The sequence below is a fragment of the Paenibacillus sp. LRG-1 genome (genome assembly GCF_057220305.1).
The window spans coordinates 1,807,736-1,829,827 of record NZ_CM170126.1 but is presented as its reverse complement, the minus strand read 5'-3'; the positions used below and the strand labels follow the sequence as shown (position 1 = coordinate 1,829,827).

20 protein-coding genes are annotated in these 22,092 nt (G+C 43.5%); 7 read left to right on the top strand and 13 right to left on the bottom strand.

The genetic code is table 11. From position 1 onward, the window contains the following. Window positions 1-193 precede the first annotated feature (193 nt). The 10 genes from ACUUJN_RS08135 to ACUUJN_RS08090 form a co-directional block, all read right to left on the bottom strand. Complete coding sequence (locus tag ACUUJN_RS08135; protein ID WP_484669493.1) at window positions 194-523, bottom strand: hypothetical protein; 330 nt, start codon at window positions 521-523, stop codon at window positions 194-196. Window positions 524-959: 436 nt separating this feature from the next. Beyond that, window positions 960-2,330, bottom strand: coding sequence for a transcriptional regulator (locus ACUUJN_RS08130; RefSeq protein ID WP_484669492.1), 1,371 nt, complete (start codon window positions 2,328-2,330; stop codon window positions 960-962). 1,041 nt (window positions 2,331-3,371) lie between these two features. Beyond that, entirely contained in the window at window positions 3,372-4,703 is a 1,332-nt protein-coding gene (locus ACUUJN_RS08125; protein WP_445165026.1) for a helix-turn-helix domain-containing protein, read from the bottom strand. A 221-nt stretch (window positions 4,704-4,924) separates the two neighbouring features. After that, the gene (locus tag ACUUJN_RS08120) at window positions 4,925-5,380 is read right to left on the bottom strand and encodes a GNAT family N-acetyltransferase (RefSeq protein WP_023987862.1); all 456 of its coding nucleotides are present in this window, start codon (window positions 5,378-5,380) and stop codon (window positions 4,925-4,927) included. Window positions 5,381-5,460: 80 nt separating this feature from the next. Continuing rightward, a complete protein-coding gene (locus ACUUJN_RS08115) occupies window positions 5,461-6,135 on the bottom strand; it encodes a VOC family protein (RefSeq protein ID WP_053325064.1) in 675 nt (224 codons plus the stop codon). 94 nt (window positions 6,136-6,229) lie between these two features. Continuing rightward, the gene (locus ACUUJN_RS08110) at window positions 6,230-6,754 is read right to left on the bottom strand and encodes a hypothetical protein (protein ID WP_484669491.1); all 525 of its coding nucleotides are present in this window, start codon (window positions 6,752-6,754) and stop codon (window positions 6,230-6,232) included. Window positions 6,755-6,806: 52 nt separating this feature from the next. Further along, window positions 6,807-7,982 carry an MFS transporter gene (locus ACUUJN_RS08105; protein WP_053325062.1) on the bottom strand — a complete coding sequence of 392 codons (1,176 nt, stop codon included), beginning with the start codon at window positions 7,980-7,982 and terminating at the stop codon, window positions 6,807-6,809. A 76-nt stretch (window positions 7,983-8,058) separates the two neighbouring features. Next, entirely contained in the window at window positions 8,059-8,370 is a 312-nt protein-coding gene (locus tag ACUUJN_RS08100) for an ArsR/SmtB family transcription factor (protein WP_023987858.1), read from the bottom strand. 129 nt (window positions 8,371-8,499) lie between these two features. After that, window positions 8,500-10,548, bottom strand: a complete 2,049-nt coding sequence (locus ACUUJN_RS08095; protein WP_484669490.1) for an iron ABC transporter permease — start codon at window positions 10,546-10,548, stop codon at window positions 8,500-8,502. Further along, complete coding sequence (locus tag ACUUJN_RS08090; RefSeq protein WP_484669489.1) at window positions 10,545-11,540, bottom strand: ABC transporter substrate-binding protein; 996 nt, start codon at window positions 11,538-11,540, stop codon at window positions 10,545-10,547. The genes ACUUJN_RS08095 and ACUUJN_RS08090 overlap by 4 nt, the downstream gene beginning before the upstream one ends. Window positions 11,541-11,708: 168 nt before the next feature. Between ACUUJN_RS08090 and infC the strand changes: the two genes are divergently transcribed. From infC to ACUUJN_RS08075, 3 genes are all read left to right on the top strand, one after another. Beyond that, window positions 11,709-12,224: a translation initiation factor IF-3 gene (infC, locus tag ACUUJN_RS08085; protein ID WP_053325060.1), complete on the top strand. Its 516-nt coding sequence runs from the start codon at window positions 11,709-11,711 to the stop codon at window positions 12,222-12,224. 60 nt (window positions 12,225-12,284) lie between these two features. Continuing rightward, window positions 12,285-13,055: an ANT(4')-I family aminoglycoside nucleotidyltransferase gene (locus ACUUJN_RS08080; RefSeq protein WP_484669488.1), complete on the top strand. Its 771-nt coding sequence runs from the start codon at window positions 12,285-12,287 to the stop codon at window positions 13,053-13,055. A 435-nt stretch (window positions 13,056-13,490) separates the two neighbouring features. Beyond that, window positions 13,491-14,039: a hypothetical protein gene (locus ACUUJN_RS08075; protein ID WP_023987852.1), complete on the top strand. Its 549-nt coding sequence runs from the start codon at window positions 13,491-13,493 to the stop codon at window positions 14,037-14,039. A 107-nt stretch (window positions 14,040-14,146) separates the two neighbouring features. Here the strand turns inward: ACUUJN_RS08075 and ACUUJN_RS08070 are convergent, their stop codons facing one another. Beyond that, window positions 14,147-14,530, bottom strand: a complete 384-nt coding sequence (locus tag ACUUJN_RS08070; RefSeq protein ID WP_071640103.1) for a DUF423 domain-containing protein — start codon at window positions 14,528-14,530, stop codon at window positions 14,147-14,149. A 219-nt stretch (window positions 14,531-14,749) separates the two neighbouring features. Between ACUUJN_RS08070 and ACUUJN_RS08065 the strand changes: the two genes are divergently transcribed. The 3 genes from ACUUJN_RS08065 to ACUUJN_RS08055 all read left to right on the top strand — a co-directional run bounded on the left by ACUUJN_RS08065 (window position 14,750) and on the right by ACUUJN_RS08055 (window position 17,893). Further along, the gene (locus ACUUJN_RS08065; RefSeq protein WP_053325059.1) at window positions 14,750-15,223 is read left to right on the top strand and encodes a hypothetical protein; all 474 of its coding nucleotides are present in this window, start codon (window positions 14,750-14,752) and stop codon (window positions 15,221-15,223) included. 32 nt (window positions 15,224-15,255) lie between these two features. Continuing rightward, window positions 15,256-16,107, top strand: coding sequence for a DegV family protein (locus tag ACUUJN_RS08060; protein ID WP_068940141.1), 852 nt, complete (start codon window positions 15,256-15,258; stop codon window positions 16,105-16,107). A gap of 157 nt (window positions 16,108-16,264) precedes the next feature. Further along, on the top strand, window positions 16,265-17,893 hold the full coding sequence (locus ACUUJN_RS08055) for an S-layer homology domain-containing protein (protein ID WP_484669487.1): 1,629 nt from the start codon (window positions 16,265-16,267) through the stop codon (window positions 17,891-17,893). Window positions 17,894-17,961: 68 nt separating this feature from the next. Here ACUUJN_RS08055 and ACUUJN_RS08050 read toward each other — a convergent pair whose 3' ends face one another. Both ACUUJN_RS08050 and ACUUJN_RS08045 read right to left on the bottom strand, forming a co-directional pair. Next, entirely contained in the window at window positions 17,962-19,551 is a 1,590-nt protein-coding gene (locus ACUUJN_RS08050) for an amidohydrolase (RefSeq protein ID WP_484669486.1), read from the bottom strand. 45 nt (window positions 19,552-19,596) lie between these two features. Further along, window positions 19,597-20,295, bottom strand: coding sequence for a 4'-phosphopantetheinyl transferase family protein (locus ACUUJN_RS08045; RefSeq protein WP_023987845.1), 699 nt, complete (start codon window positions 20,293-20,295; stop codon window positions 19,597-19,599). A 227-nt stretch (window positions 20,296-20,522) separates the two neighbouring features. On the opposite strand from ACUUJN_RS08045, the gene ACUUJN_RS08040 reads away from it, so the two are divergent. After that, a complete protein-coding gene (locus tag ACUUJN_RS08040) occupies window positions 20,523-21,989 on the top strand; it encodes an RICIN domain-containing protein (protein ID WP_023987844.1) in 1,467 nt (488 codons plus the stop codon). The last annotated feature ends 103 nt before the right edge of the window (window positions 21,990-22,092 follow it).

Here is a 22,092-nt window from a genome sequence, read left to right as displayed (position 1 = left end):
TGTATCTCCTTCTTTGGTAATAGTGCAATTATCATAAGGGAAATGAAGGGAATAGGCAATATGTCTTGTTATTTAAATACTACTTTCCACATTGTATATTCTTTCAATGATCGAATAAGCATTTTACAGATAAAGGTCCCCTCCCGTTTTTATTGTTATGGAACCAGCTCAAATTGTACTTTTTCAAATCTCTTTATTCATATTTCCAAATAATAGATCCATCAGTAGATGTTATCATGCTGGGGGGTTCGTTATAGAGGGAAATTTTAATAAAGGGGCTCTTTCCTTTTTGTAACCAATTATATATACTTCCTTCGTCGTTAATCGGCTTAGATACTATCTTTTTGACTTCAATAATCGCAGCATCATATTCAATGAACCCATTATCATCTTCATCTAAACCATTGTTCATTTCATAAATGGTATCCCTAGTACCAATAATCTTTAATCCACTTCCCCACTGAATAGTTAATTCTTTTTTCGGTACTGAAATAATGGCTTTAATCAAAGAATCATATCCCATATATTCCTCCTTGGTTAGGGCGCATGTGCGTCATCTTACTGTAATGAATAATTCCATTTGTTGTTTCTTCGAACATATCAGTATTCTATTTTAATATTCACCTTTGGAAGCTGTTGATTAGACTGGGATACCATTTCCTGGATGCCCAGTACGACTTTATCTCCATCCACCTGTGTAAAACTTTTTGAAATGAAAATAAGTTCAATACATTTAAAAATCTTTTCCATATTAAGAAGCTATACGGATAATCCCATCTAACCTTTTTGAGAATAGTTGTATTCTCAGGGTCTACTGTGATCTTGAACTTGAGAGCATTTTATTCTCAGATTCCCCCGTGGTGACCGGTTAGTTCATAATTGAAGCCATTCTCTTAATGCTCAATAAGAGGAGCTACCACTGCTACTACATAAAACTGGCCTGGAAGGGTGGGGTCAGCTTACTCTTCATCTTCGTTAACCGCTTTAATCAGGTTCCCGTAGACTGCCCTCGTGTGAGCAGATGCATGTTCTTTAAAATGTGTAAACAACCTCATACATCTGATTGCTTGTATTCTATTATTAGCTTCAGCAGACTTTTCCAAACAGCTGAACAAAAATGTGAAGCCGTCTGAAAATCTCCCCTTACGCAAAAGATAGATCGCCAATTCCCTTGAAAAATGAGTAAAACGTTCTGAACTAATTTGTTGAGTATATACGCCTACCTGATTTTGTTCATTCAAAAAAGACTGAATTTCTGCTTCAAACAATTCAAGGATGTGATCTACATTTATATTATATCGATTAGCCACCTCAATTATATTATCTATTGCGGGGAGTATTTCATCTTTCTTTGAAGAAAAATAAGCAACATAATCAGGGATTACACTTAAGTCGCCTGACATAAGCCTATTCACATAAATATTAGCGCTTGCCCATTCTTTAAATTGATTTTTCCATTCTAGGGTCGTTTCATCTTTCTCTTCTACCCAGCTTAAATCGGCATATCTCTGGATATGTTGGAGTGCTGTCTCATAATCTTTATTAGCATCACAAACTTCAGCACGTATTAAATGCGAAAATGCCCAGTAGACAAATGAAGGGTATAGCGGCTTCTTTGTATGTTCACTATTTTCAGAATGCTGTTGATCAATTTTGTATTGTATTTTCGCTTTATTTCCCAGCGATTTAGCAAAATAATCCAATTTAACCCATTTTCGTAGAGAACGATATGTATTCACCAACGCTCTTAGTGCATCAAGCTGATCTATTTCATCTAATCTTTCAACGTAAGGCTCGAACTGAACCGCTGCATCATAGTTCTTCTCTTGATCGTCTCCAACACGAATCGTAAACAATCGATAATGGCAAACCGCCAATCGCTCTGAATGTTGCTGCCTTTCACTCTCGGCCACATTTTCATAAAGAAACGCCGCTGCTTCATTGTGACCATCTCTGTAAATATTCTCGGCTACTTCAAAGAGTAACGGAGGATAGATTGGATTATCCAGCAACAAAAATACAACTCGTTGCAAGCAATCGAGTCGATCAAGCTCCACACATCGGTACAAAAAAGGGCTAATTCTTCGCCAGTTGAGCGTTTCTTCTATGATACACTCTTCAATGTAACGTTCATAAAAATAGTCTGGTGGTAATTCCATCCCGGCAGTAATGCGATCCAATTGGTTAACGGATAAAATACGATTTCCAGTAACAATACTGCTAACCGTACCTACATTCAAATCAATGATGTGTCCAAACTCGGTCATGGTTAAGCTTTTCCGTATCAGATAGGTTTGAACTTCTGCTCTAATCGTAGGTGTGATCTCCATAGATAAACCACCCTTCATCATAAACTTTTCATATGATGCATAGATAAAAAACTATGTAATTGAGAAACGAGTTATAAAATTAATTTATTTGATCACTCATGATTATACCGTTTTTTAGAATAAAATCATATATATTTCAGATATTTACTCAAGATACCTTTTTGGATAGTTTACAATGATTTCATGATAAAGTGGAATATCAGAGGACAAATCAAGCAATACAAATTTATCAGATTGAGTAGATGTGTTCAAATTCCATTATAATTTATCTGTAGATTGGTCTTAAAATTGATATGTAAAGCTGACCAACTACCGTCTACAATTTGCGTATGGTATCAAGTCGAAAAATAGGCTGAGTCAGGGAGTGGAAGTGCTATGCCCATATTTGTGGAAATTGAATGGTAATTTGATTTTAACCACCTCCGGGGTATTTAGAAGCAGAAATCAGCGTCCATTAAATAACTATACGGTGTAGATAGATGTGCTGGAGGAAATTGTAGAAATTAAAGAGATGTTTTGGGTGTAAATCCCCCCCCTCATTTTATCTAAATAATAATATATGGATATTAAAAACAAAGAAACCTAGACATATTATCTAGGCTGCAACAGTGTACGAGTGTACACATATGAATTTAGAGTCTGTTCATTTCAGTCAGTTATGAGATTTTAATAAAATGAACCAGTACATATCAGTAAATTGAAAACAGCTATGAAAGCTTTATTTATCCAGATATTTTTATGCAGCAATTGCAGTACTGTGGACATCCGTGGAGCCATAAAATATTTAGGGCTTATTCATGTATAGTAAAATAATATTAAAATAAGTCATATAAAAAGAGCTAGACGGATAATCCCACCTAACTACTTGATAATAGTTGATTTTCTATGCTCTACTGTAATCATGAACTTGCGACATTTTATTCTCACATTCCTCCATGTTGCCCTGTAGGCTCATAAGTAGACCCTTTGTCTTGGTGCTGAAGAAGGGGAACCGCTACTACTACTAGTATAAAACTGGTAACTAAAAAAGATAGAATTACTTTACGTTTCATCATTATCCACCTCATTAATTAAATTTCTATATGCTGTCTTCGTCTCAGATGCTGCACATTCCTGATAGAACTCATATAGCTTTACACACTTAATTATATACGACTTATTATTGATTAATGTAGATTTTCCCAAACAATTTAACAAAAAAGTAAATCCATCCACAAAATTATTTTTGTTAAAGTAGTAAACCGCTAATTCATGTGTGAAATGAACATAACGTTCTATAACTAATTGTTGGTTGTACGTACCTACACACTCAGGTTTATCCAGCAAAACTAAAATTTCTGTTTGAAATTGATTTAGTATATTATCAACATTTAAATGATATCGATTAGCAGCTTCAAGTATGTTATCTAATCCGGAAAGTAACTCTTCTTTCCTTGAAGAAAAAAATGTTACATAATCAGCCAAAACACCAATTTCACCAGCATGAAGTTTATTTACATAAGTATTGGCTTTAGACCATTCTTCATATTGCCTTTTCCACTTCAAAGTAGTTTCATCTGAATCTTTCACCCAACTTAAGTCACCATATTTGTACGTATGCTGAAGTGCCTTCTCATAATCTTTATGAGCCTCACAAACTTCTGCACGAAGTAAATGAGAAAATGCCCAATAAGCAAACAGAGGAAAACTTGGTTTCTTTGAATTTTCTTTTTTCACATGATGCCGCTGTTGTTCCAATTTGTATTGAATTTTAGCTTTGTCTCCCAAAGCTTTAGCGAACAATTCTACTTTGTCCCATTTACGTAACGAACGGTATGTATTCGCCAAATCTTTTAACGCTTCTAACTGATCTATCTCATCTAGTCGTTCAACATATATTTCAAATTGAACTGCCGCTTCATAGTTTTTCTCTTGATTGTCTCCTTGCCTCGTATGGAACAAGCGGTACTGACACATAGCCAGACGTTCTGAGTATTGTTTTTTCTCACTTACAGCTACATTTTCATAAAGTATGGCTGCCGCTTGGTACATCTTTTCATGAAATAATTCTTCAGCAAGCTCAAATAAGGATTCTGAATAGCCTAACTTATCCATCAATAAATTAACAACTTCATGAATACAGTCCAGCTTATTCAATTTTGCACAATTATGTATGAAAGGACTCATTCGACGCCAATTCGGATTAGCCTCTGTTAAATACTCAGACACATACCGTTCGTAGTAATAGCCAACGGGATGCCCCATTGCTTTTGTAATTCGGTCTAGCTGATCCACTGAAAGAGTGCGGTTCCCATTAATAATACTGCTCATGGTTCCCGGATTCATTTCTGCCTCTCTGGCAAGATCACTAAGGATTAAATCTTTATCTTTCATATGTTTTGTTATCTCTGTGAGTATCGTGGTTGTGTTGTACAAAAGTAACCACCCCTTATCAGGAACTTGTTAGGATATCAACTCATTAAAAAGAGGACTATTGCAATCCAATGATTGTATAGCCTTTCCGCAATTTATTGTACCATCTTTTGGCACAATATCATATACCTTTCAGAACCTTACTTAAGATACCTTTGAAGGGTTTGCAAAGAAATTAAGCTCTATAAATCCTGAGACATACGAATCATATCTCTACACTGTATGCCATTCTCATAAATTTCTTCTAGATAGTTATGTCTGACAAAGAAATCTAGATCTACACCAACAATTCTGAACCCACATTTTTGGTAGAGAGCTAACTGCCCAATGCTAGAGTTTCCTGTGCCCATTTCCATCGTTTTATAACCTTGTGCCCTAGCTGTTTCAATTGCATGTGTTACTAATTGTCTGCCTATTCCTTTACCATGCATACCTTCTGATACTGCTATATTCACTAACTCAACTGTTTCAGGTCTTGTAGGTAAAAGAACATAGACTCCAACAATATGATGGTCAATCTCTGCTACAAAACACTGCCCTCTTTTTAAGTATTCCTCAACAAGTTGGTGCGAAGGATCAGCTAGTAACAAGAGCTCTATTGGATATTTTTCATTTGAATGAAGTAGTCTAATATTCATATATTCTCTCCTGAATGTATTATCGCCCCTGGATTCCCCCCATCGTAAGCTTTATTCCAGAAATCCGGGGAAGCCCTAAATCAGTTTGATCTCAATTCATACAAACCATTGTGAAGCGAAAGACTGGCAGAGCATGGAGCTTCAAACAAGACTCTGGTGTTAAATACGGCCGGAAGCCTATCATCAGGAAACCAAGGCCGTTGCTTGTCTATGACTATAAATGATCCTTCTACATCCCCTAGCGGCGCGAATTTCTGTCCAGCCCCTCCCCATGAATCAAGTTGGAACGTTTCGGTGATTATCCTTGATACTTCGGAGACATCGTCGACAGGAAGACCGATCTCGCTTATACGAAGTAGAGAGTGGGGCCCGAAAGCTTCAGTGACTGCGTTGTTGAGTGTATGGTGAGCGATGAACTCGACAAGGTTATGATCCGGATCATAGAAGTAAAGCGCTGTTGCATTCCAGTTTTCGAAAAAAAACTCATCTTCTTGGGGTCTTGAGATCAATGAAATCCCACGGTCGATTATCCACTGTTTTGCTTCTATGAATTTATTCGTTGGAATCGTAACCGCAATATGATAAAATTCATTTTCCATGTGGGAGGATTCCTGAAAAGCAAGAACCGATTCCCCTACTTGAAAAGACAACCGCGAAGGGTTTTCCTCCACAACCTGCAAATCCAAGAGAGAGCCGTAAAAAGCTTTTATCGCTTCGAAACTGTGGGTGCCTAAAAGCACTTCTTTTAATTTCAATGCATTGGTCCTCCCCATAAATAATATTGAAACCCATTTTCCGTCGTATCCAGATCAGCATTTTATCTCAGACTGTATGAGGCCATTTCATTGGTTATTGATTATCCTTTAAATCGCTTAGAAGTTTGGCATTCACATCTAACGCTGCAAATTGAAGTAGTATATCCTGTTCATCCAGTGCTTTACTTTTCGCCATTTTGAGATAAAGCTTGGGCTGGTCCCGAAATGCTCTTGCACTCCCAATCGAGTATGCCTTCTGGAGATATTCATGAGCTAATACAAGCTTGCTCTGATGAAGAAGTGTTTCCGCCATCTGGATATAAGGTTCAGCATGTATAATCCGGTACCCTGAACCTTCCAAATCTATAATCTCCCCATTTAAAAGCTCTACTGATCGCTGAGTATGCCCGTTATAATTAAGAATTTGAACGTATTGATGTAGGGTTACACCTGTAATGCCCCATGTATGCTTAGGTTCGGGTATTAGATCCCAGGCCCTCTGTGCTTTTTCCTCAGCTAAGTTGCTATCTAATGGGAGCATATGAGCTGCTTCCTCACCAAGAGCCCAAATTTCCTCTTCCAATTGAGCCTCCAGATCATGATACATTCGAATATTCATCTATTCCTCCCAATACATAATGTAGAGTACTCTTCTAATGTCTATCCATATTTTAACGCACGCTGGCTTCCGTTGCATTCGAATTGAACAATTTTATTTTTATAATCATAGATAAAAACGCTAGCAGCGCAAACATCATTCCGCTCCAGATGAGCTGGTGTATTCCCAAGTGAGAGATAAACCAGCCGCCTATAGCAGCTCCCATCGTAATACCTAGATTAGAAAATGAGACAAACAGGCTGTTTCCAAACTCTGGAGCTTCTTTCGCTTCAGTGGTTAACCATGTTTGACTAATAATTAGCCCCCCGGAATGCACGGCCCCCCAAATGAGCACAACCACAATCATCGGTAGGAAAGAAGCCCCCAGAGCATAAGTGAATACGTAAATGACCATATATAGCAATGGGAACATGATGACGGTCTTAGTCAGATTTTTATGTAATAATCCTCCAAATAAAAAGTTTCCAAAAATCATGACGATTCCAAAGACCATCAACATCATACTGATCCATGACCCGTTCATAAGAGTTACTTCTCCAAGATATTCGGCAAAGTAGCTATACACCGAAAACATAGCTGCAAAGATAAAAATAACAGTCACAATGTTGAACCACAATTGAGGTTTACGTAATATACCAAGCTGTTTGCCATAAGACATCTTTTCCTGAACTGGCAGGGAAGGAAGCCATACGAGTATTCCTACAAATGCAATCATGCTTACGACAGCACCAAATAAGAAAGCAGCTTCTAACGATATCTTATCAGCAAGATAGGAAGTCAAAGGCACGCCAAAAGCAAATCCTACTGTAATTCCAGCGAAAACCTTGGTGACGGCTTTACTACTCTTTTCAGGGGGGACAAGATGAGATGCAGTCACGAGAGCGACCGAAAAAAAGACAGGATGAAAAATAGCAGGAAGAACACGAAAAATGAGCATGACCTCAAAATGAGTGGTATAGGCATAGACAATATTGGAAATGACAAAACTGAATACAGCGGTTAATAGAATGACTTTACGATTCATGCCGGAAACGAGTAAGGTCAAGAACGGACCTGAAATGGCAACAACTAAAGAAAAAATACTGACGAGCCAACCAGCCTGGGCAGCTGATACATTGAATTTTTGAGTTACTTGGGGGAGAACACCTATAATCCCCATTTCCGTTGTAATAATGCCGAATACGCCTAAAGCCAGAATGATAATAAGTAACGGGTTAACCTTTTTCATTTTAAGTATAAGCCTCCAATTTAATTATATATATAGATTTGTAGATATGTTATGTGAAAAAAAACCTCCTTTCAGTTTATAGTTCCTTTTGAACGTACTCGGCAAATTCCCGGATTGTTTTTTCATTCCGACGATAGTACGTCCACTTCCCAATACGCTCAGACTCTAACAAACCGGATTTTTGCATCGTTAATAAATAACTTGAAATCACAGACTGCGCAAGTCCCGCTTTAGCCTGTATATCTCCCACACATACACCAATTTGAAAATTAAGCCCTTGCTTTAGATAAGCCTGTTCATCAAAAAACTCTTCTGGTTTTTTTAACCACAGCATAATTAGACGACGAGTTTCGTTTGACAATGCTTTATAAATCAATGACGGTTCCATATAAAATATTATATCTATTTTATTAGATTTGTAAATATAAAGCCCAATGACTACGTAGGAGAATTAATAATAAAGGCTGCTTCCCCACAGAAATCCGCTGGGAAACAGCCTGTTTGTGTACATATTCAACTACACTGACTTACTCTTATTGGAGCGATACATCAAGTACAGGAAATACGGTGCACCGATCAGTGCGATCAGCAATCCGGAAGGAATTTCGGTCGGCGCAAGCACTGTCCGGCCAATCGTATCAGCCAGCACCAGCATCACCGCTCCCAAGATGCTCGACAGAACAATGGAGCGGCGTACATGGTGCCCAATCAACGTACGCACGATATGCGGGGCAATCAGCCCGATGAAGCCAACTGTACCCACACAGGCCACCGCTCCGCCCGCCAGCAGTACACCCACTGCCATGGCCAGTAGCCGGGTGCGGCGCACCGGAAGTCCCAGTCCCATGGCGCTGCTATCGTCAAATACCAAAAGATCGAAGCGGCGAGCTAGCCACCAGGCTATTGGCAACAACACGAGCAGAAAAGCCAGAATCGTCGCCACCTGCCCCCAGTTTCGAGCGTAGGTACTACCCGTCAGCCAAATATAGCCTGTGCTGCCCCAAAGCGAACCTTGGATAATCAGTATCTGAATGCCAGCTGCTCCGATCGCTGATACGGCAATCCCAAGTAGGATGACCACAGACGGGTTTAGGTGCTTGTTCCATGATAAAAAGAAGATCACCGCCGCCGACACCGTCGCTCCGGCAATCGCCGCGATGGGCAGCATATAAACAGGCAGCCCAGGCCAAACGATAATTACTGCAAGCGCGCCGAAACCAGCCCCTGAAGAAACACCAATGATCGAGGCATCCGCTAAGGGATTACGAACGGCTAATTGGATCAAGACACCGCTGACCGCAAGCGCGATACCAGCCCCGGCTGCCACCAGCGTGCGCGGAATTCTAAACTGCAGCAAGGCCGAATTTGCGTTCTCACCGCCGAACAGGCCGGACAGCAAATCGCCGACCGGAATTCGCATTCCTCCAAACATCAGGCTGAATACGGTCAACAGCACGGCACCGCACCCAAGCAACATGACCAGCCTGCCATACGGTAATTTCCGAGAGCGCACACCTATGTTCATTGAAGATTGTCCACTAATACCAGAAGGTAGCTTCATCTTCCACAGAATCAACCAAATTAACCAAGGAGCACCGATCAAGGCCATCATTGCTCCGGTCGGCAGATCCATGCTTGATTGGTGGACCATTTTCGCCAGCACGTCAGCGCCCGTCAACAGCAATGCCCCCCACAGGAAGGAACCAGGCAGCACCCAACGATGCATTTTTAGACCGCTTAAGCGAACCAAATGCGGAGCTACCAGACCCACAAAACCAATGGGTCCAATGACGCTGACTGTAATGGTCGACAGCAGTACAGCCAATACAATTCCCACCGCCCGGGTCAAGCTAACCTTTTGTCCGAGCGACGTGGATGTGGACTCATCCAGATCCAGAACATCAAACTGCCTTGACAGCAGAAAGGCAATGACCGAGAGTCCTACGACCCATGGCCAGGCGTAAGTCGTCCCGCTCCAATCGTTTTGCACAAGCGAGCCAGAACCCCAGAGAAACAGTCCCTGCGTTTCAAATGAATAAAAGATATGCAAAGCTCCGGTAAACGAACCGAGAACCATGGATACAATCAAACCGGCAAGCGCCAACCGAATCGGACTTCCAGCTCGTCCCCCGCCCATGAAGTAAGCCAGCACCGCTGCAAGCAGGCCGCCAACAGCGGCAAATAGAAACGGCGCCTGATGCAGCAATCCGGGAAACATCACCGCGCCAAGGACGACCACAAAGTAGGCACCGGCGTTAATTCCTAGTGTATCAGAAGCCGCCAGCGGATTTTTGGTGATGGCCTGGAGCAGAGCACCGGCGATGGCCAACGCACCACCAGCCAGGATTCCGATGACCGTACGCGGCATTCGGAGATCCCACACCATGTTATGATCGAGCGTATTCTGACGCTGGGTCAACGCCTCAATTACTGTATGCAGCGGGATTGAAGCCTCTCCATAACACAAGCTTACAAAAAAAAGCACGATGAGGACGATCAATCCGCCCCCAAAAATGCTTCCTACACGCCAAGTCTTCGATAAACCCGTTGTGCCTGTTCGGGTCATTTCGTCAGAGCTCCGACTACTTGATCAACCAGCACTTTGGATGAGATTGGGCCGCCGAACGTCCATGTTGTACCGTCCAGTGGGTAGGTCCGTTTTTCTTTGACAAAGTTCAGTCCGTTCCATACCGAGTTGTTCTTCATCGCGGCTCCAAATACATCGTCCGTCTTTTGCGTAATATAGATAAAATTGCTGTCCTGCACAGCTGGAAGAGCTTCAATGCCAACGGTGCTAAACCCGTATTTCTCGGTCTTGTCCGACTTCCAGTCGTTCACCATGCCGATTTTCGCAAGCGTTCCCACTACAACCGAATTTTCTTTGAACATTCGCAGACTGGCAGCATTTTGAGCTGTAAAGGCTTGTGTCAGCGCATAGTGAAAGTCTGCTTTGCCTGCCTTCTCCAATGTAGCCTTTGCATCTACATAGTGCTGGTCAAGTTCGCTTAGGACCTTATCAGCCTGTTCCGTTTTTCCGGTAGCCACAGCGACTTGCTTGAAAATTTCGACCATACGGTCGTAATCATAGCCGTTCCCCTTGTAAGGATCGAATTCTATCGTCGGTGCAATCCCCTTAAGCTGTGCATAGATCGCTGCATTGTTATCGGCGTTAGAGATAATAAGATCTGGCTTGAGCGCCGCAATCGCTTCTAGATTCGGTTCGCCCCGTGTGCCGATATCAGTTACGGTATCAGCCAGCTTTGCCTCCGGTGTTACCCACAGCTTGTAGTTTTCATTGTCCGCATTGCCGACAGGCTGTACGCCAAGTGCAATGAGGTCCTCGGTAAACGTCCATTCGAGTACAACGACACGTTCCGCTGGCTTGTCCAGCTTGACTTCCCCGTGGTCGTCCTTAACCGTAACTGGACCAGCCGTAGTAGATGTCTGCTCAGACCCAGCAGTACCTTCCGTCTTCGAGCTATCCACAGCTGCACCGCAGCCCGCCAATACAATAGTAAATACTACAAATAACAATAGGCTATTCAACATCTTTTTCATTTCTCTCAATCACCCCTGTATGTATATTGCATTGGAAAATGATAATCATTATCAGTAAAAGAGTATAGGGCTTAGTGACTTTTGTCAATACGGATAGATCTAAAATTGAATCGCAAACGGGTTCCGTATATGATAGCTTTATCATTGTTTAAGGGAGGCTACATTTACGTGGCAGTATTAATCAACGAGCAAATTAAAGCTGACGAAGTGGTACTCACTGGACTCGCAGGGGAGAAGCTCGGCGTTGTCTCGAAGTCAGAAGCCTTGGCTATGGCCCGATCCAAAGGGGTGGACCTGGTCTGCACCTCACTGATGAGCAGTCCACCGCCCTGTAGCTTGGTCGCAAAGGGCAAAGGAAAAGCGATTGCGCAAAAAGAAGCCGCAGCAAGCAAAACGAATGTCGGCCGAACCGCAAAAAACAGCGGCAAAGAAAAGGTCAAGGAGCTTCGCTTCACTGCTCATATTGAGGAGCATGATTACGACACGAAGCTGCGTCAGGCAGACAAACATCTGCGTTCCGGCAAACCGGTGCAGTTGGTCGTTAAAGCTTCTGGAGCAAAAGAAGCACCTGTTGCTAAAGCGGTACTAGAGCGGCTACTGGTCGATCTGAAGGAAGCCGGAGTGAAGGAAACTGGAATCCAGACGGGCGGCAAGGGCTCACAAGTGAAATTAAACCCTCGCTGAATGGCAAATCCGTAAATTGGACAAGTCACTTAGACCGTAGGAAATAGAGGGAGATCACTAATGGACATGAATGGACCTGTCAACATTTCTCGAAGTGAGAGACTTCAGACTTGCCACGAAATAGCTGCGAGGTTACATGAAGTATACAGAGACAAAATTCTGGCTATAGGGATCTATGGATCTGTTGCCAAAGGTACTGACGGCCCTTTCTCGGACATTGAAATGTTTTGTGTACTAAGTGAACCAAACGGCCCCGTAGAATTTAGCCATGAATGGTCGGCGGGGCCCTGGAAAGCTGAGGTGAACGTCTGTAGTTCAGACATTCTTCTTAAAATTGCCTCTACTGTTGAGGGCGATTGGCCATTGACACATGGACCCTTCTTTTCCCCACTTCGTCTGTATGATCCTAAAAACTTTTTTTCTATATTAAAGGAAGCGGCCGAATCCCCAACAAAGGAAGATTTCAGGCATGCCATCAACGAAGTGCTTGTAGGTGAAATGTACGAGTTTATAGGAAAGCTTAGAAATGTCCGTGTAAATGGCCCTCATACCTACTTGCCGTACTTGGTAATGCAGTTTGCCCAATATGGGGCTATGTTAGTTGGGTTGCACAATCAGAAGCTTTTCTCAACGGGTTCAATGGTTCTACCGGAGGCCATGGAACTGCCGAGTCGTCCAGAAGGATTTGATGATGTAGTTAAGTTGGTGATGTCCGGAGATTTAGCTGAACCAGCGAAGATCATTTCAGCCTGTGAAGATTTTTGGAGTGGTCTTGTGAGTTGGGCAGTCGAACATGACTACCTTATTCGACCACAACGAATCCCCTTTTGATCGCAAATAAAATTTACTTTAATTGCGATTACTATAATATATCATGTTTTTGATATGCCCCATCCCCCTTTCGTTAAGGGGGATTTTACTTTTCTTCTGGATGGATGATACTGCTTCGTTATATTTTCCCACTGTAACATATTTAAAATTTAAACTACTTGATTTCACCCCCTACCTCCTTTATTCTCTGTATATGTAAACCTGGCTTTGCTTATCTATATCTGGTGCTCACATACTGACCTCATTCGTGTACACATGCAAAAATGTACAATTCCGGTGTACTCCATTAAAATTTTACACATAGGGCTTTATATAGATTTTATTTTTGTTAATATCCAACAACAGGGCCTTAGGCACTATGATAGATTACGTTTTAATGATATATTGATAGGTACTATAAAAGACTAATTACCCATGGCTTGGGCTGGAGGATGTATGAAAAAGGAATCAAATCAAGACGAAACCAGTTATTTATTTAATGTAGATGTATTAGTTAAAGGCCGTTCGAACGTAGAGGCCCTTCAGTTCCTGCTTAATCTCTTGAGCCAAAACGAACACATTGCGGATAGCCGGATTCAATCCGGTATTGAACTTGGGAATTTAATCGAAGCTGCACTGTATCTAAAAAAACAGTCAGCCAGTAATAACCCGTCTGACGCAGCTGCTACGCTTGCGGAAAAGTTCTCCAAAAAGAAGTCAGCCGCAGTTACGAACAAGCCGCCAGTCGTTCAAGAGATCAAACAATCCCACGTACAGCCAAAGCCTGCAACACAACAAGAACTTAGTACGTATGAATGGATCAAACGCTATATACAAGATAATACGCTTGTACGGTTAATCGTGAACCGCTATGGCGGACAGCGTAGCATCCCTTGCCGCATCCTCAATCTGGATCATGATAATAGCCTGCTGAGTGTGTATCATGTAGATGAGAAGCAAGTGTACTCCTTTAAAATGAATGAGATCGATGAAATTACATCGTAAATGTAAATACTTCATAAAAAAACGAAGCAAAAAAAAAGAGAACGGGCAGGAAAAACATGACGTCTTTCTTGCCCATTCTCTTTTTTTTGCATTATCCGAAAAGAACTCTAATCCTCTTTCTTCAGACCCATGGCAGCCCATGCCAGCAATATCCATCCTGCAATAAAACACACGCCTCCTAAGGGGGTGATAGCCCCCAGCACACGGATTCCGGTCAAACTTAGCACATACAAGCTGCCGGAAAACAAAATGATACCCGTTAATAACAGACGCGCTGCCCATCTCAAACGGTTGGAAGAACCCCACTGTCCAGCAGCCAACGCAATAATCAGCAAACCGACAGCGTGAATCATATGATATTTCACACCTGTTTCATACACGGCCAAAGCATCCGCGTCGATCCGGGCTTTCACAATATGTGCCCCGAACGCTCCAATGGCTACCGCCAACATCATCATTATAGATCCCACAAATATCCATTTTCGTTGCATGTTTGTGTACTCCTTTTCATCTCATCCTTTTAGCCGAATGTTCTTCTTATTTTATCGAAACCGTATGAAGTTTACCAGCCAGCGTGTGTGAACAGACCGCATACAGAATTGGATGATTAGACCCTGTCTTTTGAAGGGTAATGTGTAGGGTGGCTTGCTTTTTTGTTTATTTTGTGGAAAATTAGTACCTGTTCGGACTATGTTCAAGGAGTTGAAAAAATGAGTTACCAAGATCCTAATTTGCAAAAGCCTGCTGCGCCTGAGGAGCACCCTGTTTTTTCAGAAACTCCTGTGTTCCAGCCTCCGGTCAAGCTCAAACATTCCGGTCCCGGAATTGCTTCTTTTATTATGTCGCTTGTCAGCCTGATCGGATATATTATTCTGGCTATTATGGTTATTAATCTGCTGGCTCATTTCGGCCAATACCAAACGATGAACCCGGAAGTCGCTCTGCAGCAAACCGGAACGGTACTGCTTCCTTTTATTTTTTTAGGCAGCCTGTTGCTGAATTGTAGCGGACTTGTGGTCGGTATCATTGGAATTGCGTTAAAAAACCGTAAGAAAACCTTTGCTATTACAGGCTTAATCATTAATGCACTTATTATTGTGGGCTTTATTGCACTTCTTGCCATCGGTCTTTCCGTTCCGAATAGCACAGCGGATATCTATCCTTCCTCCGTGCAATCTTTATAATTTTTCTGCATCACACAGAGAGGATTCAATGTATGAACAAAATTAAAATTTTTGCCGACAGTACCAGTGATATTCCTGCTCACTGGCGTCAACAGTACGAGATTAGTATTGTGCCATTGTATACAGTATTTGGTGATGAAGCATTGCAGGATGGTGTGAACATTCACCCAGAACAATTATTTCAACGTGTAAGCCGCGAGGGACATTTACCGCGTACCGCCGCACCTTCTCCGTCGGATTTTATTCAAGCCTTTGCGCCCTACATAGAACAAGGGGACGACATTTTATATATCAGTCTGTCTTCCGAGCTATCATCGACGTACCAGAATGCGCTACTCGCTGCCTCCGAATTTCCGGAAGGTCGCATTACGGTTTTTGATTCCTTGAATTTGTCGTGCGGCTTTGGCCTGCTTGTGATGAAAGCTGCTCGTGCGGCAACCAACGGCAATACGATAGAGCAGATTGTAGACATGTTGACAAAAACCAGGCCGTTAATAGACACGGAATTTGTCATTGATACACTTGAATACCTGTATAAAGGCGGAAGATGCTCAGGCATGCAAAACCTGATTGGCAGTCTGCTCAAAATTCGTCCGGTGATCAAAGTGATTGACGGAAAAATGACGCCTGCCTACAAAGTCCGCGGCAAACGTGAAAAAGCACTGGATCAGATGCTGCAAAACGCTCTGAATCAACGAGATCAGATGGATAACGATATCATTATTGTCGTGCACGCTTTGGCCGAGGAAGATGCGCTGATGTTGCAAGCTCGCTTGAAAGAAGAAACGAACGCACAAGAGGTACTGCTAACTACAGCAGGCTGTGTCATTTCCAGTCATTGTGGTCCACAGACTATCGGTATTATGTATGCCAAAAAAGCATAGTTTATCCAATATCAAACCCGTTGCCGCATAGGTAGCGGGTTTTTTGGTGTTTTTCCAGCAATTTAGCAATGAATAACTTTCCTCTTTTTGATAGTATTATTCGTCGAGTAACGATATATGAATCTACAATCTATCATAAAAAAGAAGGTTATTTGGTATGAGTTCCAAACGATCACGTTGGTTAACCAGGCTCACCCTTTCAGCAACTGCAGCCATCACAATATTCACAACATTCACTTCATACTTAGCTGCTCCAGCAGCAGCATCATCCGGCGCTACGTTCCAAGATATTGCACACAGCTATGCCTATCAGTCTATTATTTCCCTGCACGCTAAAGGAATTTTGAACGGTACACAACCTGGTTACTTCTCTCCTAAAAAGGCTGTTACCAGAGCCGAATGGGTTACCGCACTGGACCGTACACTCGGTCTGGAGCCTGTACAAGCAGCCGTTTCCTCCTACCGAGATGTTGCCAAAAAGACGTGGTACTATGGATGGATTGAAGCGGCTTCTCAACTCAATATCGTTCAGGGGGGAACGTCTGCCACATTCCAACCTAATAGTCCTATAACCCGTCAAGAAGCGGCCTTGATGATCGCACGCCTCATCCGTTCTTCGGGCGGATCAGGAAATGCTACTTCCTCCTTCACAGATGCTGGCGAAATTGCAGATTGGGCTCTTGATGCGGTAACCACCGTAAATCGTTACGGCTTTATGAAAGGTGAAAGTAACTATTTTCGTCCAGCATCCTCTCTAACCCGCGAAGAAACAGCGGCATTGCTGGAGCGTCTGCTAACGTATTCAACAAAGCATGCTAACCAAACTGCTTCCACCGCTTCTTCCATCCGACTAGGCTGGCAATATGATCAAACCGTTCAGCAGTTTGAAAATACGGTGCTCCAATCCAACATCAACACCCTGTCACCACGTTGGTTTTTTCTAAATGAAACAGGTAGTATAAGCGACTATACCAATGCGTCGCTGCTTACCTGGGCCAAACAGCATCATAAAAATATCTGGGCTATGGTAGGCAACCGTTCCAATCTGGTGCTGACGCACCAAATTCTATCCAGTGAGGTTCTACGGAATAAAACTATAACTCAGCTTGCCAATGTCGTATCTGTATACGGTTTGAACGGACTTGTCATTGATTTTGAAAATGTAGATGGTCAGGATCGTGCCAATTTAACATTGTTCGTCCAACAATTAAAAGCTAAGTTGAAGAGTCAGAATACGGTACTGGCGATTTGTGTATCTCCTGATTACGGAACGGACTGGACTGCCGCCTTTGATTATAAACAGCTTGGCGCTGCGGCAGACTATCTGATCCTGATGGGATATGACGAGCATTGGGGAGGTAGCTCGATCCCCGGCTCTGTGTCCTCATTGCCATGGCTCCGTGAAAGCGTGCGGCGTTTCGTACAAACCACCTATCCGGAGAAAGCGATCTTGGCGTTGCCATTATTTACACGGAACTGGACTCTTAATGCTAGCGGACATTCAATCGCTTCCTCTGATATATCACTAGATCAGCAAAACCAGCTAGTATCCCGTTCCGTCTCCAAACCAATCTGGAATGAGGATATTCAGCAGTATACCGTGTCTTACAAAGACACACAGCTTCATAAGCTGTGGCTTGAGGAAGGACGATCCTTCACTCGTAAGTATCGCTTGGGGCAGGATGCTGGGTTTGCTGGCTTCGCCTACTGGTATCCGGGCGGAGCCAGCTCTGATCTGTGGTCCAGTGTAAAAAACGCAGACCGATTTATACAGCGTGGTTTATAAAATACAAAGCCTTCAACCTCACGTGAAAAGTGAAGTTGAAGGCTTTTGGCATACAACTTATTACCAGCCTATGACCGATATGCTACTTTCCCGTTTACAACTGTCATTCGTACCCTCACGTCAAGTAAAGCTTGCGGGCTTTCCGATACATCACGGTCAATGACTGTAAAGTCAGCGGCTTTCCCTTCAGCTATCGCCCCTCTTTCATCAGCTTCTCCGGCTGCTACTGCGCTTCCCGTGGTAAACAGACGAATGGCTTCATGTACATCCAGCTTTTCAGCGGGAAGATAGCCCTCATGCATTTCTTCCGGCTTGGCGCGAGTCACTGCCGCATGAATACCAAGAAAAGGGTTTAACGGCTCAATCGGCGCGTCACTACCTCCAGCACATGGAATGCCTGCTTCCAGCAGTTTTTTCCAGGCATATAAATATTCAGTCCGTTCTTTCCCCACCCGATCCAGTACCCAAGGGAAGTCACTTGCGACAAAACGGGGCTGGATGTCCGCAATCAGCGGCAGCTTCGCCATTCTCTTGACCAAATCCCTCCTAAGCACCTGTCCATGGATCAGGCGATCTGGCAAACCGCTTTCCTCCGTGAGCACATGGGCCTCCATCGCTGTCAAAATCATGTGCGCTGCCCCATCCCCTATAGCATGTACAGCCACTGGAAAGCCTGCGGCCCTGGCAGCTGCCACCATCTGATTCAGCTCTGGCTGCGGTTGAATCGCCATTCCGCGGGTATGTGGAGCATCACTATAAGGTTCTGATAATAATGCCGTTCTTCCACCAATAGCGCCATCGGCAAACATTTTAATCGCACCGATTTTAAACCACTCATTTCCGGTACCTGCACGCAGCCCTTGCACTTTCGCTTCTTCCATAAATGGATGATAGATGAGCTGGTGTGTGCGAAAAGCAAGACCTTCTTCCCTCAGCTCCCTGTAAATTCGCTGCATCGTCTCCACACTGCCCAAAAAACGTAAATCTTCCGTGTGCGCAGCAGTTAGACCAAGCCGTAGCGCATCCAGGCAAGCCCGCCGAATCGTATCCTTCTTAACCGAATAATCCGGCTCTGGCTGCACGCTAGTAAAGGCAAAGGATGCTTCCTCATAAATCAATCCGTTCAACCGTCCATCTGCGTCTCGTCCATAGGCTCCCGAAGCCGGGTCAGGGGTGTCCTCGCTAATACCCGCACGCCGAAATGCCTCTGAATTGGCCAAGAACGTATGAAAGCACGTACGAGTGAGATATACCGGATGCTGATCTGTAATGGCATCCAGCTCGGCTATACCTGGAATTTCAACAGGAATAAACGCATTTTCATTCCAGTTAAGTCCTAAAATCCACTCTCCCGGCGGTGTTACAGCGACCCGTTTGCGCAGCATAGCCAGCATCTCTTCCTTGGAGGTAGCTGATGTTAAATCCAGCATAGCCAGCTTCATACCATGCATAGACAAATGCATATGTGAATCAGTTAAGCCTGGCAGTACATAGGCGTCTTCCCAATCCACAGTTTCATATTCCTTACCGGTCAACTGCAATTCAAGCTCCCGAGCATATCCGATGGCTTGTATCCGACCCTGCTGTACAACGATGGAGTCTCCTTTGGAAGCCCAATCCCCATGCAACCGGCCGTGCTTGAACAAAACGAATGTCAACGCCACTCATCTCCTTTTTTCAACTATACGCATATCCACTTCATATTACGCCTGTGTCGCCACTTCCAAGCGTAGTGTATTTATATCTATCTGCTGCACCTGCTGGGCAAATTGGTCATGAGCTGCACAGACAGCCATTTTATAATCCTGATCCAGCTCATACTGCTTAAAATGACAATACTCGGTGGTAAAGCCCTCTGTCGTGAAGCCTATGAACGGTTGTGCCTTCAGCTCGAATGAAAAAGACTTCAACGGTAGAGTTAGTCCCTGCCCCTCGGCCTTCACAAAGCTTTCTTTAAGCGTCCATAGATCGTAAAAATAGGACAATCGGTTGTCTGCGTCCTGACGCATTAACGCATCATACTCTGTGTCTGAAAAGCACACTCTGCCTACCTCAAAATCAATAGGACGGAGCTGTTCAATGTCGATTCCAAGCGGGTGATCATCAATGGCGCATACCACCCATTTTCCCGAGTGAGAAACATTAAAATGGAATGCGGGTGCATTTATCAAGGAAGGCTTACCGAATGCATTGTATGTAAATTGAAGACTAGCATTAGATACCTTCAATTGCCGGCAGGCCAACCATCTTAGCAGCACATCGGCATATAAGCCCCTCAAAGCATCTTCCCGATGTAAAAAACGATCTAACTTGTGCTGCTTTTCCAGCGAAACCCAATTTACCAGTAATTCGTAATGCTCCTCAGCTTCCGGCTTGCTCGTATCAATCGCGTATATTTTCATGGTTGCCTCCTGTATATCTAATGAATATCAGCCAGTTTGTAACACTCACCGTTCGATTGAAGTCTGTTAGATATGGATGGCGTGTGCCGTGTACATGGTCAATATACTACTCTAGCACTTTCAATTCAATATGGATACAATTGGGATAAGCATCTCTATTAAAACTACTTCATAGAGCCCATTAATGAAAGCGCTTTAAAATAACGCATACAGAGGAGGACGAAACAATGAAATATGATTTTGCCCGCTTGCTGTGTATTATGCTCTCTATTTTGCTGACGTTGAGCATTTTTCAGATGTTTTCACCTAAGGTCGCTTCAGCCGCTTCAGCGAATGTTGTGAATGGCATTCAGTTTAAAGATACAGATGGAAACGTGGTCCATGCCCATGGGGGTGGTATGATTAAAGTAGATGGTTACTATTATTGGTTTGGTGAAAATCGTAATCCCAACGGCACATTCAAGGCGGTATCCGCCTACCGTTCCTCTGATTTAAAAAACTGGGAGTTTCGTAAAAACGTACTGACCAGCAGCTCCGCTGTAGAGCTGAATGTTTCGAATATTGAACGTCCGAAAGTGATTTACAATGAAAAAACACGTAAATACGTATTATGGATGCATAAGGAGAATGGGGTTAATTACAACGAGGCCCGAGTGGCTGTCGCTTCTTCCGATACCGTGGACGGCGATTACACGTATCAGGGCAGCTTCCGTCCTCTGGATCACGATTCGCGCGATATGACCGTATACAACGATAACGGTACAGCTTACCTCATTTCGGCTACCCGGGTAAACGCGGATCTGAACATCTATCGTCTGACACCGGATTTTCTGCAAGTTGAATCGCTGGTGACTACACTTTGGCCAGGACAATATCGTGAAGCTCCGGCGATGTTCAAAAAAGGAGACGTCTACTTCCTGATTACATCCGGGGCAACCGGCTGGAATCCCAATCAAGCCAAGTATGCTACCGCATCCAGCATTGAAGGAACCTGGAGTAATACGATAAACTTCGGGGACGGTACGACATATGGTTCACAGTCGGCTTACGTGATTCCTGTTGAAGGTGCCCAGACAACTTCATACCTGTATTTGGGCGACCGTTGGGCGGGTGCGTGGAGCGGTCCTGTGCAGGATTCTCAATATGTATGGCTGCCACTGCGTTTTCCAACAGCGACTTCATTAGCCATGGATTGGTTCGACAGCATTAATATTGACACCGCCAGTGGTGCGGTCGAGGGGATAACAACGCCAATTGCCATTGATCCGGATGCCTATTATCAGCTAGTGAATCGCAAGAGCAATAAGCCACTAAGCATTATTGGCAATGCAACGACGGACGGTGCAGACCTGGAGCAGCGTGCAAATTCCGGAGCAGCAAACCAGCAATGGCAGCTCAAGGATGCAGGCAGCGGATATTATAAAATTGTGAACCGCAACAGCGGAAAGCTAATTGGTGTTGAAAGCGGTACCACAACAGACGGTACAGTTATTGAGCAGTGGAGTGACGGAGGCTGGTCCAGTCAACATTGGCAATTAGTATCCGTAACCGGTGGTTATTACAAACTGAAAAATCGGGCAACCGGCAAGCTGATCGATATTTCTGAAGGCGCCACCGCCGATGGAGCCAAAGCCATTCAATGGGGCGATAATGGTGGGACGAATCAGCATTTCCGTGTAGTTAAAGTAGAATAGCTCAAGTTATTTTCAAAAGGAGCCGTATTCCGAGCAGATCATGGTGACTGCTAACGGAAAAGACGGCTCCTTTTTACGTAAAACGATGAAATTGATAATCTCT

Bases quoted from the DNA above. Each gene is read 5' to 3' on its own strand.
- ACUUJN_RS08135 (WP_484669493.1), bottom strand. From the start codon at position 523: ATGGGATATGATTCTTTGATTAAAGCCATTATTTCAGTACCGAAAAAA.
- ACUUJN_RS08130 (WP_484669492.1), bottom strand. From the start codon at position 2,330: ATGGAGATCACACCTACGATTAGAGCAGAAGTTCAAACCTATCTGATA.
- ACUUJN_RS08125 (WP_445165026.1), bottom strand. From the start codon at position 4,703: ATGAAAGATAAAGATTTAATCCTTAGTGATCTTGCCAGAGAGGCAGAA.
- ACUUJN_RS08120 (WP_023987862.1), bottom strand. From the start codon at position 5,380: ATGAATATTAGACTACTTCATTCAAATGAAAAATATCCAATAGAGCTC.
- ACUUJN_RS08110 (WP_484669491.1), bottom strand. From the start codon at position 6,754: ATGAATATTCGAATGTATCATGATCTGGAGGCTCAATTGGAAGAGGAA.
- ACUUJN_RS08105 (WP_053325062.1), bottom strand. From the start codon at position 7,982: ATGAAAAAGGTTAACCCGTTACTTATTATCATTCTGGCTTTAGGCGTA.
- ACUUJN_RS08100 (WP_023987858.1), bottom strand. From the start codon at position 8,370: ATGGAACCGTCATTGATTTATAAAGCATTGTCAAACGAAACTCGTCGT.
- ACUUJN_RS08095 (WP_484669490.1), bottom strand. From the start codon at position 10,548: ATGACCCGAACAGGCACAACGGGTTTATCGAAGACTTGGCGTGTAGGA.
- ACUUJN_RS08090 (WP_484669489.1), bottom strand. From the start codon at position 11,540: ATGAAAAAGATGTTGAATAGCCTATTGTTATTTGTAGTATTTACTATT.
- ACUUJN_RS08080 (WP_484669488.1), top strand. From the start codon at position 12,285: ATGGACATGAATGGACCTGTCAACATTTCTCGAAGTGAGAGACTTCAG.
- ACUUJN_RS08075 (WP_023987852.1), top strand. From the start codon at position 13,491: ATGAAAAAGGAATCAAATCAAGACGAAACCAGTTATTTATTTAATGTA.
- ACUUJN_RS08070 (WP_071640103.1), bottom strand. From the start codon at position 14,530: ATGCAACGAAAATGGATATTTGTGGGATCTATAATGATGATGTTGGCG.
- ACUUJN_RS08065 (WP_053325059.1), top strand. From the start codon at position 14,750: ATGAGTTACCAAGATCCTAATTTGCAAAAGCCTGCTGCGCCTGAGGAG.
- ACUUJN_RS08060 (WP_068940141.1), top strand. From the start codon at position 15,256: ATGAACAAAATTAAAATTTTTGCCGACAGTACCAGTGATATTCCTGCT.
- ACUUJN_RS08055 (WP_484669487.1), top strand. From the start codon at position 16,265: ATGAGTTCCAAACGATCACGTTGGTTAACCAGGCTCACCCTTTCAGCA.
- ACUUJN_RS08045 (WP_023987845.1), bottom strand. From the start codon at position 20,295: ATGAAAATATACGCGATTGATACGAGCAAGCCGGAAGCTGAGGAGCAT.
- ACUUJN_RS08040 (WP_023987844.1), top strand. From the start codon at position 20,523: ATGAAATATGATTTTGCCCGCTTGCTGTGTATTATGCTCTCTATTTTG.